Annotated in this window: 17 protein-coding genes; 14 read left to right on the forward strand and 3 right to left on the reverse strand. The window is 51.7% G+C overall.

All coding sequences use genetic code 11. The features are described 5' to 3' along the window. The first annotated feature begins 4 nt into the window (after positions 1–4). From DI14_RS03745 to DI14_RS03780, 8 genes are all read left to right on the forward strand, one after another. Complete coding sequence (locus DI14_RS03745) at positions 5–1,180, forward strand: RNA-splicing ligase RtcB (RefSeq protein WP_034805358.1); 1,176 nt, start codon at positions 5–7, stop codon at positions 1,178–1,180. A gap of 69 nt (positions 1,181–1,249) precedes the next feature. Beyond that, positions 1,250–1,564, forward strand: coding sequence for a YfhH family protein (locus tag DI14_RS03750; protein ID WP_034805360.1), 315 nt, complete (start codon positions 1,250–1,252; stop codon positions 1,562–1,564). Then, positions 1,561–1,830, forward strand: a complete 270-nt coding sequence (locus DI14_RS03755) for a YfhJ family protein (protein WP_034805362.1) — start codon at positions 1,561–1,563, stop codon at positions 1,828–1,830. The genes DI14_RS03750 and DI14_RS03755 overlap by 4 nt, the downstream gene beginning before the upstream one ends. A gap of 161 nt (positions 1,831–1,991) precedes the next feature. Next, a complete protein-coding gene (locus DI14_RS03760; RefSeq protein WP_034805364.1) occupies positions 1,992–2,531 on the forward strand; it encodes a helix-turn-helix domain-containing protein in 540 nt (179 codons plus the stop codon). 16 nt (positions 2,532–2,547) lie between these two features. Next, complete coding sequence (locus DI14_RS03765) at positions 2,548–3,654, forward strand: ABC transporter ATP-binding protein (RefSeq protein WP_034805366.1); 1,107 nt, start codon at positions 2,548–2,550, stop codon at positions 3,652–3,654. Next, complete coding sequence (locus tag DI14_RS03770; protein ID WP_034805368.1) at positions 3,641–4,462, forward strand: ABC transporter permease; 822 nt, start codon at positions 3,641–3,643, stop codon at positions 4,460–4,462. Before DI14_RS03765 ends, DI14_RS03770 begins: the two co-directional genes overlap by 14 nt. Continuing rightward, positions 4,459–5,253, forward strand: a complete 795-nt coding sequence (locus DI14_RS03775; RefSeq protein WP_034805369.1) for an ABC transporter permease — start codon at positions 4,459–4,461, stop codon at positions 5,251–5,253. The genes DI14_RS03770 and DI14_RS03775 overlap by 4 nt, the downstream gene beginning before the upstream one ends. After that, entirely contained in the window at positions 5,250–6,320 is a 1,071-nt protein-coding gene (locus tag DI14_RS03780; protein ID WP_034805370.1) for a PotD/PotF family extracellular solute-binding protein, read from the forward strand. Before DI14_RS03775 ends, DI14_RS03780 begins: the two co-directional genes overlap by 4 nt. 55 nt (positions 6,321–6,375) lie before the next feature. Here DI14_RS03780 and DI14_RS03785 read toward each other — a convergent pair whose 3' ends face one another. Together DI14_RS03785 and adh are read right to left on the reverse strand one after the other, a co-directional pair. Beyond that, positions 6,376–6,735: a DUF779 domain-containing protein gene (locus DI14_RS03785; RefSeq protein ID WP_034805372.1), complete on the reverse strand. Its 360-nt coding sequence runs from the start codon at positions 6,733–6,735 to the stop codon at positions 6,376–6,378. Position 6,736: 1 nt separating this feature from the next. Next, positions 6,737–8,257 carry an aldehyde dehydrogenase gene (gene adh / locus DI14_RS03790; protein ID WP_034805373.1) on the reverse strand — a complete coding sequence of 507 codons (1,521 nt, stop codon included), beginning with the start codon at positions 8,255–8,257 and terminating at the stop codon, positions 6,737–6,739. 221 nt (positions 8,258–8,478) lie between these two features. Between adh and DI14_RS03795 the strand changes: the two genes are divergently transcribed. Then, positions 8,479–9,012 carry a YceI family protein gene (locus DI14_RS03795; protein WP_034805375.1) on the forward strand — a complete coding sequence of 178 codons (534 nt, stop codon included), beginning with the start codon at positions 8,479–8,481 and terminating at the stop codon, positions 9,010–9,012. Between the two features lie 29 nt (positions 9,013–9,041). Here DI14_RS03795 and DI14_RS03800 read toward each other — a convergent pair whose 3' ends face one another. After that, positions 9,042–10,022, reverse strand: coding sequence for a metal-dependent hydrolase (locus DI14_RS03800; protein ID WP_034805385.1), 981 nt, complete (start codon positions 10,020–10,022; stop codon positions 9,042–9,044). Positions 10,023–10,106: 84 nt separating this feature from the next. On the opposite strand from DI14_RS03800, the gene mutY reads away from it, so the two are divergent. The 5 genes from mutY to DI14_RS03825 form a co-directional block, all read left to right on the forward strand. Continuing rightward, positions 10,107–11,159 carry an A/G-specific adenine glycosylase gene (gene mutY / locus DI14_RS03805; RefSeq protein ID WP_034805387.1) on the forward strand — a complete coding sequence of 351 codons (1,053 nt, stop codon included), beginning with the start codon at positions 10,107–10,109 and terminating at the stop codon, positions 11,157–11,159. Continuing rightward, complete coding sequence (locus DI14_RS03810) at positions 11,128–11,553, forward strand: hypothetical protein (RefSeq protein ID WP_034805389.1); 426 nt, start codon at positions 11,128–11,130, stop codon at positions 11,551–11,553. Before mutY ends, DI14_RS03810 begins: the two co-directional genes overlap by 32 nt. Before the next feature lie 89 nt (positions 11,554–11,642). Further along, on the forward strand, positions 11,643–12,185 hold the full coding sequence (locus DI14_RS03815) for a DUF402 domain-containing protein (protein WP_034805392.1): 543 nt from the start codon (positions 11,643–11,645) through the stop codon (positions 12,183–12,185). Positions 12,186–12,221: 36 nt separating this feature from the next. After that, entirely contained in the window at positions 12,222–13,970 is a 1,749-nt protein-coding gene (locus DI14_RS03820) for an ABC transporter ATP-binding protein (protein ID WP_034805394.1), read from the forward strand. An 89-nt stretch (positions 13,971–14,059) separates the two neighbouring features. Continuing rightward, positions 14,060–14,452, forward strand: a 393-nt coding sequence (locus tag DI14_RS03825; protein WP_034805397.1) for a hypothetical protein, incomplete at its 3' end; no start/stop codon positions are given.

The following is a 14,452-nucleotide window of genomic DNA, read 5'->3' on the forward strand; positions in this document are numbered from 1 at the left end:
CAATATGGAGATTATCGGAAAGCACAACCGCGCCAAAGTATTCAATGAACGGATGGATGATATGACGCGTGCGCAACTGCAGACGCTCGTCGATCAACCGTTCACAGAAGGCGCGACGATTCGCATCATGCCGGACATGCACGCCGGTAAAGGTTCGGTCGTCGGCACGACGATGACGATTCACGATAAGATTGTGCCGAATTTGGTCGGCGTCGACCTCGGATGCGGCATGCTCTGTACCGAGATCAAGGCGAAACGAATCGATTTTCAAAAACTCGATGACGTCATTCGTCAAGCGGTGCCGAGCGGGATGAACATTCGGGAAGAAGCCCATGCTTATGCCGCGAAGCTTCCGTTAGAAGACGTCCGGGCCCCGTTCAAACTCGACCGTGCCTTACGCTCGGTCGGGACGCTCGGGTCGGGCAATCACTTTATTGAAGTAAATGAGAACAACGGGCGGACATATCTCGTCATCCATTCGGGGTCACGCCATCTCGGTGTACAAATTGCCGATCATTATCAAAGTCGCGCAATCGAACACATGATGAAGACGACGGATGTGATGGAAGCGATTGAACAGTTGAAAGCTACCGGACGTGAGCATGAAATTTCAACGTATCTCGAGACAGAGCGTGAGACGCGGAAACAATTCCGCGACCTCGCCTACGTCGAAGGCGACGCGATGCAAGATTATATGCACGACGTGCGGATCGCGCAACAGTATGCCGCGATGAACCGCCTTGCCATGACCGATGTCATCGTCGAGGCGATGAACTGGAGCGTCCTTGACCAATTCGACACGGTGCATAACTATATCGACCATGACGATCGAATCCTTCGAAAAGGGGCGATTTCGGCAAAAGACGGGGAACGGGTCATCATCCCGATGAACATGCGGGATGGCTCGCTCATCTGTACCAGGAAAGGGAATCCCGACTGGAACTTCTCCGGACCGCACGGAGCCGGACGCATCATGTCACGCTCGGCTGCGCGGAAGCGTGTCGACTTCAATGAGTTCAAACGAGCGATGTCCGGCGTCTGGTCGACGTCGGTCCGGCCGTCAACGATTGACGAGTCACCGTTCGTTTATAAATCGATGAAGGAAATCGTTCGCTATATCGAACCGGCCGTCACCATCGACCAAGTCATTAAACCGCTCTACAACTTCAAGGCGAACTGAACGATCTGTTCAGTTTCGCCTTTTTCTTTTCTATCGAAAATCTGATACGCTACAAGTGAGGTGAACGAAATGGAAAAACGATTGAGTGACTTATCGAAATACGAATTGGAGCAAGAGATTCAAGCGCTCCACGAACGGAAGCGGAAAGCGGAGCAGATGGGGATGGTAAGTGAGATTGAAGTCGTCTTGCGCCGCATCGCCATCGCCGAGAGCTATTTGATTGACCCGTCGTCGTTCAAACCGGGAGAGACGTATATCGTCAACTACAATGAACGTCCGTTCCGCTTGAAGTTCGTCAACGGCGTCATGGGGTGGGGGACGTTCGAAGGCGAAATGATGGAGCGTGCGATTCCGCTCTCTGAACTGTCGGAGGTGAAGGCATGAACCGGTCCGAGCAATATGAACGGTTGGCCGAAATCTTGATGGCGAAAAACGATGTGTTGAGCGAGCTCGAAGCGCTGACGTGGGTCGAAGTGCTGTGGGAGGATTTTGAAACGACGCTTGCCCGAGCCGGAGAACCGTATCCGGGGGAGGCGAAATCGTTTCAGTACGTCGTCCAACAGATTGATGCGTATGGCCCGCAACTACATCTATTCCAAACGAAAAACGAGAAGTTCAAACACTTGATGTCAAAACGAGATCTTCACTAAAATCACGCCAAATTGGCGTGATTTTTTACTTGCAAACGTGTTACAGTTGGTTATAATAAAAGGCGCTATTTGTTTGCTTGATAGTTAAGTATTTATAAACTTTCTTTAGTTGGAATCATCTTTCACTAAACTTACCGCAAAGTCGAAAGGAGGAACGCGACTTGGAAGTCGGTCAAAAATTGAAGCGCCTCCGCGTTAAAAACGGATTGACGCAAGAAGAGTTGGCGGAACGCACCGATTTGAGCAAAGGGTACATCTCGCAAATTGAGCGGGACTTGAGTTCGCCCTCGCTTGAGACACTCTTTGACTTATTGGAAGTGCTAGGTTGTTCACCGAAAGAGTTTTTCGATGAAGAGATTTTTCAAAAAGTCGTTTACACTGAGGACGACCGGACCGTCTATGCCGACGAGGAACGAAAATACCGGACCGAGTGGCTGATCCCGGAATCGAATGAGAAAGAGATGGAGCCCATTTTACTGACGTTCGCCCGACACGGTGAGTTCAAGCGTTACGAGCCTTCGCGCTCGGAGACGTTCGTTTATGTGTTATCGGGACGCGTCGCTTTGAAGCTTGGGAACCATACGTATTTTGCCAAAGCGGGTGAAACACTTTACTATGTCGCGTCGGACTCGCACCAACTCGTCAACGATTACGAGGACGTGACCGAATGTCTCGTTGTCGCGACACATTCATATTTATGAACAGGGAGGAAATGAGATGAACGAACAGACAATTATCCGTTTTGATAACGTGTCGAAACGCTACGACGATACCGTCGTCTTAGAGAACATCAGTTTTGAGATTGAGCGAGGGAAGTTCTACACGCTACTCGGACCATCGGGATGCGGGAAGACGACGATTCTTCGGCTCATCGCGGGGTTTATCGAGGCTTCCAATGGAGACATTCACTTTGATGGGAAACGAATCAATGACGTGCCGGCGAATAAACGTCAAGTGAACACGGTGTTCCAAGACTATGCACTCTTCCCTCATTTGAACGTGTTCGAGAACGTCGCGTTCGGTCTACGCATCAAGAAGATGAAAGAGGCCGACATCAAGACGAAAGTCGAGCAAGCGCTCAAGTTCGTCAACTTGGTCGGATACGAATCGCGTGAAATCGATGAGATGTCGGGCGGGCAGCGCCAACGTGTTGCCATCGCGCGCGCCATCGTCAACGAGCCGGAAGTCATTTTGCTCGATGAACCGCTCTCGGCGCTCGACTTGAAGCTCCGGACAGAGATGCAGTATGAGCTACGTGAACTTCAGCAACGTCTCGGCATCACATTCATCTTCGTCACCCACGACCAAGAAGAAGCGCTCGCCATGTCAGACGAGATTTTCGTCATGAACAACGGGCGCATCGTCCAAAGCGGGACACCGACCGACATTTACGACGAACCGATTAACCGTTTCGTCGCTGACTTTATCGGTGAATCGAATATCGTCCCAGCTGTCATGCCAGAAGACCACGTCGTCTCGTTTGCCGGGAAGACGTTCGACTGTGTCGACCAAGGGTTTGACCGCAATGAAAAAGTCGAAGTGATCATCCGTCCGGAAGATTTGGAGATGACGTCCGTCGATTCGGCGAAACTGGTCGTCGATGTCGATTCGCAACTGTTCCGCGGCGTCCATTACGAGATTTGTTGCTATGATGAAGAAGGAAACGAATGGCTCGTTCATTCGACGAAAAAATCAGTCGTTGGTTCGAAAATTGGACTCACGTTCGACGAGGAAGCGATTCACGTCATGCGCCTAGGAGAGACGGAGGAAGAGTTCGATCGCCGCCTCGAGTCGTACGAGGAGGTCGCCCATGAATCGAACTAGTCAAACAGCGAAGACGGTTTACATGACGACGTATTGGGTGTGGATTGCCCTATTCGTCATTGCACCGCTCTTCCTCGTTCTTTACTATTCTTTCTTTGATATTGAAGGGAACTTGAGTTTAGAGAACTATCGGACGTTCTTCACGTCGACGTATTTGACGATGACGCTGTCGTCGTTCTGGTATGCGTTCTTGATCACATTTTTCTCGCTCCTCATTGGCTATCCGACGGCCTACTTGTTGACGAAGACGAAGCACAAACAATTGTGGCTCCTTCTGATCATCTTGCCGTCGTGGATCAACTTGTTATTGAAAGCCTACGCGTTCCTCGGCATTTTCGGGACGTACGGCATCACGAACCAGTTTTTAGAGGCGATCGGCATCGGGACGCAACAGATTTTGTTCACGGACTTCAGTTTCGTGTTCGTGTCGGTGTACATCTTCATCCCGTTCATGATTTTGCCGATTTATAACGCTATCGAGAAACTGCCGCCGTCGCTCGTCTATGCGTCGCGCGATCTCGGGGCCTCGAACTGGACGACGTTCCGACGCGTCATCTTCCCGCTCACGCTTGACGGTGTCAAATCGGGGATTCAAATCGTCTTTATCCCGGCACTTTCACTCTTCATGATTACACGTCTTATTGCTGGAAACCGGGTCATTACACTCGGGACGGCAATCGAACAACAATTCCTCGTTACGCAAAACTGGGGCATGGGCTCAACGATTGCCGTGTTCTTAATTTTGGCGATGGTGCTTGTCATGGTCATCACGCGTGACTGGGGTGCGAAAGGGGCGGTGCGTCGATGAAACCGAAAAAATTTAAATTAGCTAACCTCTATTTGATGGCGGTGTTCTTCATTCTTTACGCGCCGATTCTCTATTTGGTCGTTTACTCGTTCAATAGCGGTGGGACGATGAGCAGCTTTGAAGGGTTCACCCTCGAATGGTACGAGGCGCTCTTCACCGATACACGTCTCCTCGTCATCGTCTTAAATACAATCGTCATCGCGCTGCTCTCGGCGACGATTTCGACCGTGCTCGGAGTCATCGGTGCGCTCGCCATCTATACGGCCAAGCAGAAGTTCACGAAGACGTCGCTCTTGTCACTCAACAACGTGCTGATTGTCAGCCCGGACGTCATTATCGGGGCGTCGTTTCTCATCTTGTTCACGATGCTCGGTATTCAGCTCGGGTTCTACTCGGTGCTGTTGGCCCATATCGCGTTTTCGGTCCCGATTGTCGTCATCCTCGTCTTGCCGAAGCTACAAGAGATGAGCCCGACGTTAATCGATGCGTCGCGCGATTTAGGGGCGAGCACATGGGACGTGCTCACGAAAGTCATCTTGCCGTACATCACACCGGGCATCTTCGCCGGGTTCTTCACGGCACTCACGTATTCGCTCGATGACTTCGCCGTCACGTTCTTCGTCACGGGGAACGGGTTCTCGACGCTCGCGGTCGAAGTGTATTCACGGGCACGTCAAGGGATCTCGCTTGAGATTAACGCCTTGTCGACGCTACTGTTCTTGTTCACGCTCATGCTCGTCCTCGGGTACTATGTACTCGCGCGACGCACGGCGAAGGAGGTCAGACGATGAAAAAGTTAGTCATCATGTTGACGGCGCCGCTCGTCGTCAGCTTCGGCATCTTGCTTTGGATTTATCAAATCAATATGGCGCAAGGGTTCGGCGGGGACAATACGCTCGTCGTCTACAACTGGGGCGACTATATCGATGAGGACTTGATTGATGAGTTCGAGGAAGAGACCGGGTTGAAGGTCATCTATCAGACGTTTGATTCGAACGAGGCGATGCTCACGAAAATCCAGCAAGGTGGGACGGCCTACGACATCGCTGTCCCGTCCGACTACGCCATCAGCAAAATGATTGAAGAGGATTTACTCGTCCCAATCGACTATACCAAGCTTGAGAATTTCGACAACATCGACCCGCGCTTCCTCGATAAGTCGTTTGACCCCGGCAATAAATACTCGGTCCCTTACTTCTGGGGAACGGTCGGGATTGTCTATAACCCAGAACTTGTCGACGGAGAGATCACGTCGTGGAACGATTTATGGGAGATGCCGCTTGAAAACGACATCTTGCTCGCGGACGGAACACGGGAAGTGATGGGCTTCGGTCTGAACTCGCTCGGTTACTCGCTCAATACGACTGACGAAGCGGAACTGCTCGAGGCGGAGAAAAAGCTCGAGACGCTGTGGCCGAACATTAAAGCGATCGTCGGCGATGAGATTAAGATGCTCATGGCGAACCGGGAAGCAGCCGCGGCCGTCGTCTGGTCCGGTGACGCCTCAGAAATCATGTACGAGAACGAAGAGTTGACGTACGTCATCCCGGAAGAAGGGACGAATCTTTGGTTCGACAATTTGGTCATCCCGAGCACGTCCCGTAACGTCGAAGGGGCCCATCAGTTCATCGATTTCATGCTCGACGCCGAGATTGCGGCACGCAACACGGACTATGTCGGCTATTCGACACCGAACGAGGCCGCGCTCGAGTTCCTCGATGAAGAAGTCGTCACGGATGAACGGTTCTATCCCGATAAAGAAGTGACGGACGAGCTTGAGGTGTATGAGAATTTAGGCAAGCGCATGAACGCGTATTACAACGAGTTGTATTTGCGCTTCAAAATGCAGAGTAAATAACAGAAGTCCCGCTCGAAGATGAGCGGGACTTTTTTGTATTCAAGTGAGAGTTCATTCACGACTGTTGCAGCTCGGCCCGCTCCTCGTCTGTGAAGACACGCGAACGGCTTAAAAACCGCTTCCCTTCGACGCCTTCGACGGAGAACATGCCGCCTCTGCCATCGACGACGTCGATGATCAGTTGCGTATGCTTCCAATAATCATATTGCTTCTCGTGGATATAGAACGGACACCCCCCGATTTCGCCAAGTAAGACGTCGTGATCGCCGACGAGAAATTCACCTTGGGGAAAGCACATCGGTGAACTTCCGTCACAACATCCGCCAGACTGGTGAAACAGGAGTGGTCCATGCTTTTGTTTCAGTCGATCGAGAAGCGCGAGCGTGGCGGGGGTGGCCTCGACGCGGTTCACCATCTTAGAAGAACCCGAGTTTTTGTTCGCTGTAACTGACGAGCATGTTTTTCGTCCGTTGATAATGGCTGAGCATCATCTTATGGTTCTCACGGCCGATCCCTGACATCTTATAGCCGCCGAACGCCGCGTGCGCCGGGTATTGATGATAACAGTTGATCCAGACGCGACCGGCTTGAATCTCACGCCCGAAACGGTAAGCCCGGTTCATGTCGCGCGTCCATACACCGGCACCAAGGCCGTAGAGCGTGTCATTGGCGATGGCGATTGCTTCGGCGTCGTCTTTAAACGTCGTCACCGAGAGGACCGGTCCAAAGATTTCTTCTTGGAAAATACGCATCTTGTTATGGCCTTTGAAAATCGTCGGTTGGACGTAGAAGCCGTCCGCGAGCTCACCATCCATCACGTTGCGCTCACCACCGATGAGGCACTCGGCACCTTCCGATTTGCCGATCTCGAGGTACGACAAGATTTTCTCGAGCTGCTCGTTCGACGCTTGGGCGCCCATCATGACGTCAGGGTCGAGCGGGTTGCCAAGCTTGATCGCTTTCACGCGTTCGAGGACGCGTTCCATGAACGGCTCATAAATCGACTCGTGGATGAGGGCACGTGATGGACACGTGCATACTTCACCTTGGTTCAAGGCGAACATGACGAGCCCTTCAATCGCTTTATCGAAGAAATCATCGTCCGCATCCATAATGTCGGCGAAGAAGATGTTCGGCGATTTTCCACCGAGCTCGAGCGTCACCGGGATGATATTTTGTGACGCGTATTGCATGATGAGGCGGCCTGTCGTCGTCTCACCTGTAAAGGCGACCTTGTCGACACGGTCGCTCGACGCGAGCGGTTTACCCGCCTCGAGCCCGAACCCGTTGACGATATTCAAGACGCCTGGCGGGAGCAGGTCTTCAATCAATTCTAGGAGCACCATGATTGACGCAGGTGTCTGTTCCGCTGGTTTCAAGACGATACAGTTCCCGGCGGCGAGGGCCGGCGCGACTTTCCAGACGGCCATCAAGATTGGGAAGTTCCAAGGAATGATTTGCGCGACGACACCGAGCGGCTCTTGGAAGTGATAGGCGACCGTGTCGTTGTCGAGTTCGCTGATGCCACCTTCTTGGGAGCGGATGACCCCGGCAAAGTATCGGAAATGATCGATGGCGAGCGGAAGATCGGCATTCAGCGTCTCGCGGACGGCTTTCCCGTTCTCCCATGTCTCGGCGTAAGCGAGCATCTCAAGGTTTTCTTCCATACGATCGGCAATCTTATTCAAGATGACGGCACGTTCCGTCACCGACGTCTTGCCCCAATCTTCTTTTGCGGCGTGAGCCGCGTCTAGCGCGAGTTCGACATCTTCCTTTGTCGAGCGGGCGACTTCACATAAAACTTTACCGTTGACCGGAGAGGTGTTCTCAAAATATTCTCCCCCGGCAGGCGCTGTCCACTTGCCATTGATGTAATTCTCATAGCGGTCTTTAAAGTGTACTTTCGTGCCTGTCGAGTTTGGGACTTCATAAATCATGGTCGTTCCTCCCTTTTCCGTAAAGTATCGGGAACCTATGTATGCGCTTACATTTTCAAGTAAGCAAATAGCTCCCTTTTCCATCCTAACGGGTAGTTGTGATAAAAGTCAAAATTTTTCGACAATAATTTGTCACATTTGCGAAAAAATGTTTTGAAGTCAAGATTTGTGGTAAACAACATATTAGAATGAATTCATAATCCGAAGGAGTGGACGTACTTATGGCAAAAACGTATCAAGTCGACCCAGCCCATAGCACCATCAACTTTACCGTCAAACATATGATGATCTCGAAAGTGAAAGGCGAATTTAAAGATTTCAACGTCGAGGCGAACGGGCAACCGGATGATCTCGCGAACGCGAGTGTGAAGGTGACGATTAAGGCGGCATCGATTGACACGAACAATGGTGATCGCGACAACCACTTGCGGTCCGGTGATTTCTTTGACGTGGAGCAACACGAGGACATCGTGTTCGAGTCGACGTCGTTCCGCTCAAAAGGCGGCGGCGAATTCGAGTTGACAGGCAACTTGACGATTCGCGGGACGACACGTGAAGAGACGTTTGAAGTCGAGTATGAAGGAAGCGCGAAAGATCCTTGGGGCAACATGAAGCATGCCTTCACCGGTGATGGGTCGATCAACCGTGAAGACTACGGTTTGACGTGGAACCAAGCGCTCGAAGCGGGCGGCGTCCTCGTCGATAAGAAAGTCAAATTCGATTTCGAGCTCCAGTTCACGGAATCGGAGGCATAATAAAAAGTCGCTCCGCGGAGCGACTTTTCTTATTCATAAGCCAATTTTTTCTGCAAGCTCTCTTCGCTGAACACCCAGCCGGTGAACGAAGACAACACTTCGTTCGATTCCTCGTCGACGATGACGACGGCGACGAACGGATAAATGTCTTTTGAGAAGTAACGCAAATTCGTGAACCGGTACTCGATCATGCCGTTGTGGCGTGTGACCGTGTACGTGTGAATCTTCGAGAACGCCAGGAACGCTTGCAAGTCGGCATTTTTTCGTGCCTCGACGAAATGAAGGTCGTCTTCACCTGGCATCGGTTTGTCACGGAACCGGCCGCATTCAATGACTTCCCCTTTTTTCACTTTGACGGCACCGAGACCATCGCGGAAACGGACGGCGACGTGCCAGTCATCCCAACCGATTCCTGGGGAGATGAAGAGCTCATGGGCACCGGCGAAGTGACGCGCGACCGTGGCGAGCGCGCGGTTACGCAACTTGAACTGAATCGCATAATAACTGACGACGAGCGCAATGAGCAATGCAAAAATCGGGACAGTCGCCCCTGTGATGAGCCATAATACATATGCTCCGTAATAGGCGGAGAACAAGTACGGATCGAACGTTCCGATGACGCCCCAACCGATCCATTTTTTCGAAAACGGTTGTAGCGCCTGCGTTCCATAGGCGTTAAACAAATCGACGGTAACATGGAGCAACACGGCGATTTGGGCCATGACCCAGAGCGAAGCGGGGTTGACGCCAAGCACGGTCCCGATGACTGCGCTGACGATGATCGGCCAAGCAAGGAGTGCGGTGATTCCGTGTGAACGACCGCGATGCTGGCGTAAATACGTGCTATTGCCTTTTAATTTGAAGACCGTATCAAAATCCGGAGCGTGCGAGCCGACAAGCGCCGTGGCGGTCATGGCGAGGAAAAGCTGTGCGTCGCCTGACACTTCCGGGCTGAGTGTCGCCATGGCACTTAAACCAAGTCCCATCCCAATGTGAGTAGCTGTATCCAATGTGCTTCAGCACCTCCATCAAATAAACACGTCGTTAACTGATCTCATATATCATACAATATCTCTAAAACGAGGGGAAACGAAATGCTTGATCTTGATAAATTGTTCACAAATTATACTATTCCTGAATTCAATGAAAATTTAGTGACGTGGTTCAATCGAGAAAAACGCGATTTACCTTGGCGCCACAATAAAAATCCATATCGTGTCTGGGTCAGCGAAGTCATGCTACAGCAGACGCGTGTCGATACGGTCATCCCCTATTTCAATCGATTCATGGAGCGATTCCCGACGATGGAGTCGCTCGCTGAGGCCGAACCAGAAGATGTCGTCAAGTATTGGGAAGGGCTCGGGTATTACTCACGTGTTCGCAACCTTCATCAAGCGGTCCGCGAAGTCGTCGCCGTTTATGACGGGATTGTCCCGGAAGAGAAAGAGCGGTTCGAAAAGCTAAAAGGGGTCGGACCGTATACGACAGGGGCCGTACTCTCAATCGCCTACAATCAACCGGAACCGGCCGTTGATGGCAACGTCATGCGCGTCATGTCGCGGCAGTTCGGTATTTATGACGACATCGCCCTCCCGAAGACGCGAAAGCTGTTCGAACGAGTCGTCCGGCGCTTGATGGACCCGAGCCATGCCTCTGATTTTAATGAAGGCGTTATGGAACTCGGGGCGACGGTATGCACGCCGAAAAACCCGATGTGTTCGCTTTGCCCCGTCCAAGAGCACTGCTATGCTTATACCCATAACGTGCAAGATGAACTCCCTGTCAAAACGAAAAAAGGGGCGTCCCGAATTGAGATGTATGACGCACTCTATTGCCGCCGCGACGGGAAGACAGCTTATGTCAAACGACCGGACGCAGGTCTGCTCGCCGGAATGTGGCAATACCCGCTTACAGAACGTGGAACAGGGGAACAGATAAACGGAACCTATGTGGGACAAGTGAAGCATGTTTTCTCGCACATCGTTTGGTATTTAGACTTGTACGTCGTCGAGACGCTACCGGAAGGGAATTGGGTCTGGCTCGACGGGGAAGAGCGGGCCAAGTTGACGGTGTCGGTCGCGCAACAAAAATTAGAACAGATGGCAGGTGTAGACGATGAGACAGTTCGACGTAACGACGACGTTTGAGACGTCATCGGAGCAACTATGGGCGTTGCTGCAAGACGCCTCGCTCTTATCAAAACTGACGTCATTCCCGAAAGTGACGCTCGTAGGGGACGGGGCCTCGGTTGAAGGGAACGTCGTCCAACTCCGCATCGGAATCGGTCCGGTCTCTTTGCCTTGGAATAGCGTCATCACGTTGGCTGGAGACCGTGCCTTTTGTGATCAAGGCGTGAAGCTACCGTTTCCGTTCAAACGATTTTGCCACGTCCATCGCGTCGAGACACGTGAGGGGCGGGCGGTCATGATCGATGAAGTCACGTTCGACAGTTATCTTCCGAACGTGCTCGTCGAACGTTTCGTGCTGCGCCCGATGTTCAAGTCACGCGCTACTGCTTTCCAAAACATACTAAATTCCTGAAAATAAGAGATTTCCTTTTTCATTGGTTCTGAAAGTCGCTATAATTAAATATGAGAATTGTATAGCATCATAGCGGAAAGGAGGAGCTTATGAGCTTATTTCCCAAAGCAGGTAGCAAGATCGAGATACAGAGCTACAAGCACAACGGAACTTTGCATCGCGTTTGGGAAGAAACGCTCGTCCTTCAGTCGTCAAAAACGGATATGATCGGATTCAATGACCGCATCATGGTCAGCGAGTCAGACGGTCGGCAATGGAGAACGCGAGAGCCGGCAATTTGCTACTTTTCATCTGAGTTTTGGTTCAATGTCATCTGTATGATTCGCGAAGATGGGATTTACTATTACTGTAATCTAGGTTCGCCGACGACGTTTGATGGCAACGAACGCGCCATCAAGTACATCGACTATGATTTGGACATCAAGGTGTTCCCAGATATGTCGTACACGATTTTAGATGAGGATGAATACGAGCGGCATCGTCGCGAGATGAATTATCCGAAAGCGATTGATCGAATCTTGAAACAGAACGTTCAAGAACTTATCAACTGGATTCGAGGACGGAAAGGGCCGTTCAACCCAACATTCGTCGATGAATGGTATCGCGAATACGAAGCACGTTACCGGAGATGATTGTTCATCTCCGCTTTTTTTCTTGAAGGAGGAACTATGGGCAGTATTAAACGTTATTTGCAATTTGTTAAACCGTATAAGAAACAGATTGCGCTCACCATCTTCGTCGGAATCTTGAAATTTTCGATTCCGCTCGGATTACCGTTACTTTATAAATATGTCATTGATACTTATTTGACAGACCCAGACCCGGCGGCCGATTACACCGAGCTCGTCTGGCTGTTCAGCATCGTCTTCTTCATCTTTCTCGTCTTGAAACCGCCGATTGAATATTTACGTCAATATTTGGCACAATGGGCGGCAACGCGAATCTTATTCGATGTCCGGAACCGTTTGTTCGACCACGTGCAGAAGCTATCGCTCCGTTATTATTCGAACAACAAGACCGGGCAAATCATCTCCCGCATCATCAACGACGTCGAGCAGACGAAAGACTTCGTCATCACCGGCCTCATGAACATTTGGCTCGATATGGTGACGATTTTAATCGCCATCGCCATCATGTATACGATCGACCCACAACTGACGCTCATCGCGATTTTGCCGCTCCCGTTCTATGCGATTGCTGTCCGTTACTTTTACGGTCGCCTGCGTCGTTTGACACGTGAACGTTCGGCCGCACTCGCCGATTTGCAAGGTCATTTGACGGAACGGGTGAACGGCATGGCCGTCATCCGCAGCTTCGCCCTCGAACCGTATGAGAACAAGGCGTTCGAACAACAGAACGGTGGCTTCTTGAAAGCGGCGCTTCGACACACGGGTTGGAACGCGAAGACGTATGTCGTCGTCTCGACGATTACGGACATCGCCCCGATTTTGATTTTCACGACGGCCTCATGGCTCGTCTTGCAAGATCAAGTCTCACTCGGGACGCTCGTCGCGTTCATCGCATATATCGATCGGTTGTATGCACCGCTCGGCCGACTCGTCAACTCGGCGACGACGCTCACGCAGTCGGTCGCGTCGATGGACCGGGTGTTCGAGTTCCTCGATGAACCGTATGACATCGAAGAGAAAAGAGGCGCATTCGTGCCGGTCCAGACGGCCGGTAAAATCGAGCTCGACCGTGTCGGGTTCGCCTATGAGAAGGAAGGCACACGTGCCCTTCATGACGTGAGCCTATCGATTCGGGAAGGGGAACGGGTCGCCTTCGTCGGTATGTCCGGCGGTGGGAAGTCGACGCTCGTCAGTTTGATCCCGCGCTTCTATGACGTCACGGATGGGAGCATCAAAATCGACGGTGTCGACGTGCGGGACTTCAAACTGCGCGCGCTCCGCGATCAAATCGGTATGGTCATGCAAGACTCTGTGCTCTTTAGCGAGTCGGTCGCGATGAACATCCGGATGGGGAATCCGGAAGCGTCAGACGAGGACGTCATCGCCGCCGCGAAAGCAGCGAACGCGCACGAGTTCATCTCGAACTTGCCGAACGGGTATGATACACCAGTCGGGGAGAAAGGCGTGAAACTGTCAGGCGGTCAAAAGCAACGCCTTGCCATCGCCCGCGTCTTCTTGAAACACCCGCCGATCATCATCCTCGATGAAGCGACGAGTGCACTCGACCTCGAAAGTGAGGCGATGATTCAAGACTCGCTCGCACGCCTGACGAGAGGACGGACGACGTTAATCGTCGCGCACCGCTTGTCTACAATCACGGACGCCGACAAAATCGTCGTCGTCGACAATGGACGAATCATGGAGACCGGGACGCATGAAGAATTGATGCGTCGACGGGGTGCCTACTACGACCTGTATATGATTCAAGACTTAGCTGTCGTCGAATAAGGCTTCGAGTTCTAAACTCGAAGTCTTTTTTTGTTTTTCGTTCGTGCGAGACGGGAATGAGGTAACGACATGAAAAGGGGGACGATTCAATGATGAACGGGGAAGGATTGATTCAAGTTCGGCCGCTCAATGAAGGGATTGAATTAACGTGGTCACTCGAAGGGGAAGTACACGTCGTTCGAAATGGCACGGACGTTTACGAAGGAACCGAGCACCATTATGTGGACCTTGAAACAAAAGTCGGCGAACAAGTTGCCTATCAGTTGACGTTTGCGTCATGGGAAGAGGCGTGCGTCTACACGGCGGCCGTCAACCCGAAAGACGACGTATATTGGAACCGACATTTGACCGCCGCTGTCGTAACCGATGCAGGCACCTACTTGCATTGGGATCCGATACCAGACGTGGAGTCGTATGCGATTTATCGCCAAGGGCGCCGCGTCGCGGAAGTGAGCGGGTCCGGGTATATCGATGACACACCG

The sequence above is a fragment of the Exiguobacterium sp. AB2 genome (assembly GCF_000696055.1).
GTDB classification, from domain to species: domain Bacteria; phylum Bacillota; class Bacilli; order Exiguobacteriales; family Exiguobacteriaceae; genus Exiguobacterium; species Exiguobacterium alkaliphilum.

Excerpts from the sequence above, each read along its gene's own strand:
- DI14_RS03745 (WP_034805358.1), top strand. The coding sequence starts at position 5 with ATGGAGATTATCGGAAAGCACAACCGCGCCAAAGTATTCAATGAACGG.
- DI14_RS03750 (WP_034805360.1), top strand. The coding sequence starts at position 1,250 with ATGGAAAAACGATTGAGTGACTTATCGAAATACGAATTGGAGCAAGAG.
- DI14_RS03755 (WP_034805362.1), top strand. The coding sequence starts at position 1,561 with ATGAACCGGTCCGAGCAATATGAACGGTTGGCCGAAATCTTGATGGCG.
- DI14_RS03765 (WP_034805366.1), top strand. The coding sequence starts at position 2,548 with ATGAACGAACAGACAATTATCCGTTTTGATAACGTGTCGAAACGCTAC.
- DI14_RS03770 (WP_034805368.1), top strand. The coding sequence starts at position 3,641 with ATGAATCGAACTAGTCAAACAGCGAAGACGGTTTACATGACGACGTAT.
- DI14_RS03775 (WP_034805369.1), top strand. The coding sequence starts at position 4,459 with ATGAAACCGAAAAAATTTAAATTAGCTAACCTCTATTTGATGGCGGTG.
- DI14_RS03780 (WP_034805370.1), top strand. The coding sequence starts at position 5,250 with ATGAAAAAGTTAGTCATCATGTTGACGGCGCCGCTCGTCGTCAGCTTC.
- DI14_RS03785 (WP_034805372.1), bottom strand. The coding sequence starts at position 6,735 with ATGGTGAACCGCGTCGAGGCCACCCCCGCCACGCTCGCGCTTCTCGAT.
- adh (WP_034805373.1), bottom strand. The coding sequence starts at position 8,257 with ATGATTTATGAAGTCCCAAACTCGACAGGCACGAAAGTACACTTTAAA.
- DI14_RS03795 (WP_034805375.1), top strand. The coding sequence starts at position 8,479 with ATGGCAAAAACGTATCAAGTCGACCCAGCCCATAGCACCATCAACTTT.
- mutY (WP_034805387.1), top strand. The coding sequence starts at position 10,107 with ATGCTTGATCTTGATAAATTGTTCACAAATTATACTATTCCTGAATTC.
- DI14_RS03810 (WP_034805389.1), top strand. The coding sequence starts at position 11,128 with ATGAGACAGTTCGACGTAACGACGACGTTTGAGACGTCATCGGAGCAA.
- DI14_RS03815 (WP_034805392.1), top strand. The coding sequence starts at position 11,643 with ATGAGCTTATTTCCCAAAGCAGGTAGCAAGATCGAGATACAGAGCTAC.
- DI14_RS03820 (WP_034805394.1), top strand. The coding sequence starts at position 12,222 with ATGGGCAGTATTAAACGTTATTTGCAATTTGTTAAACCGTATAAGAAA.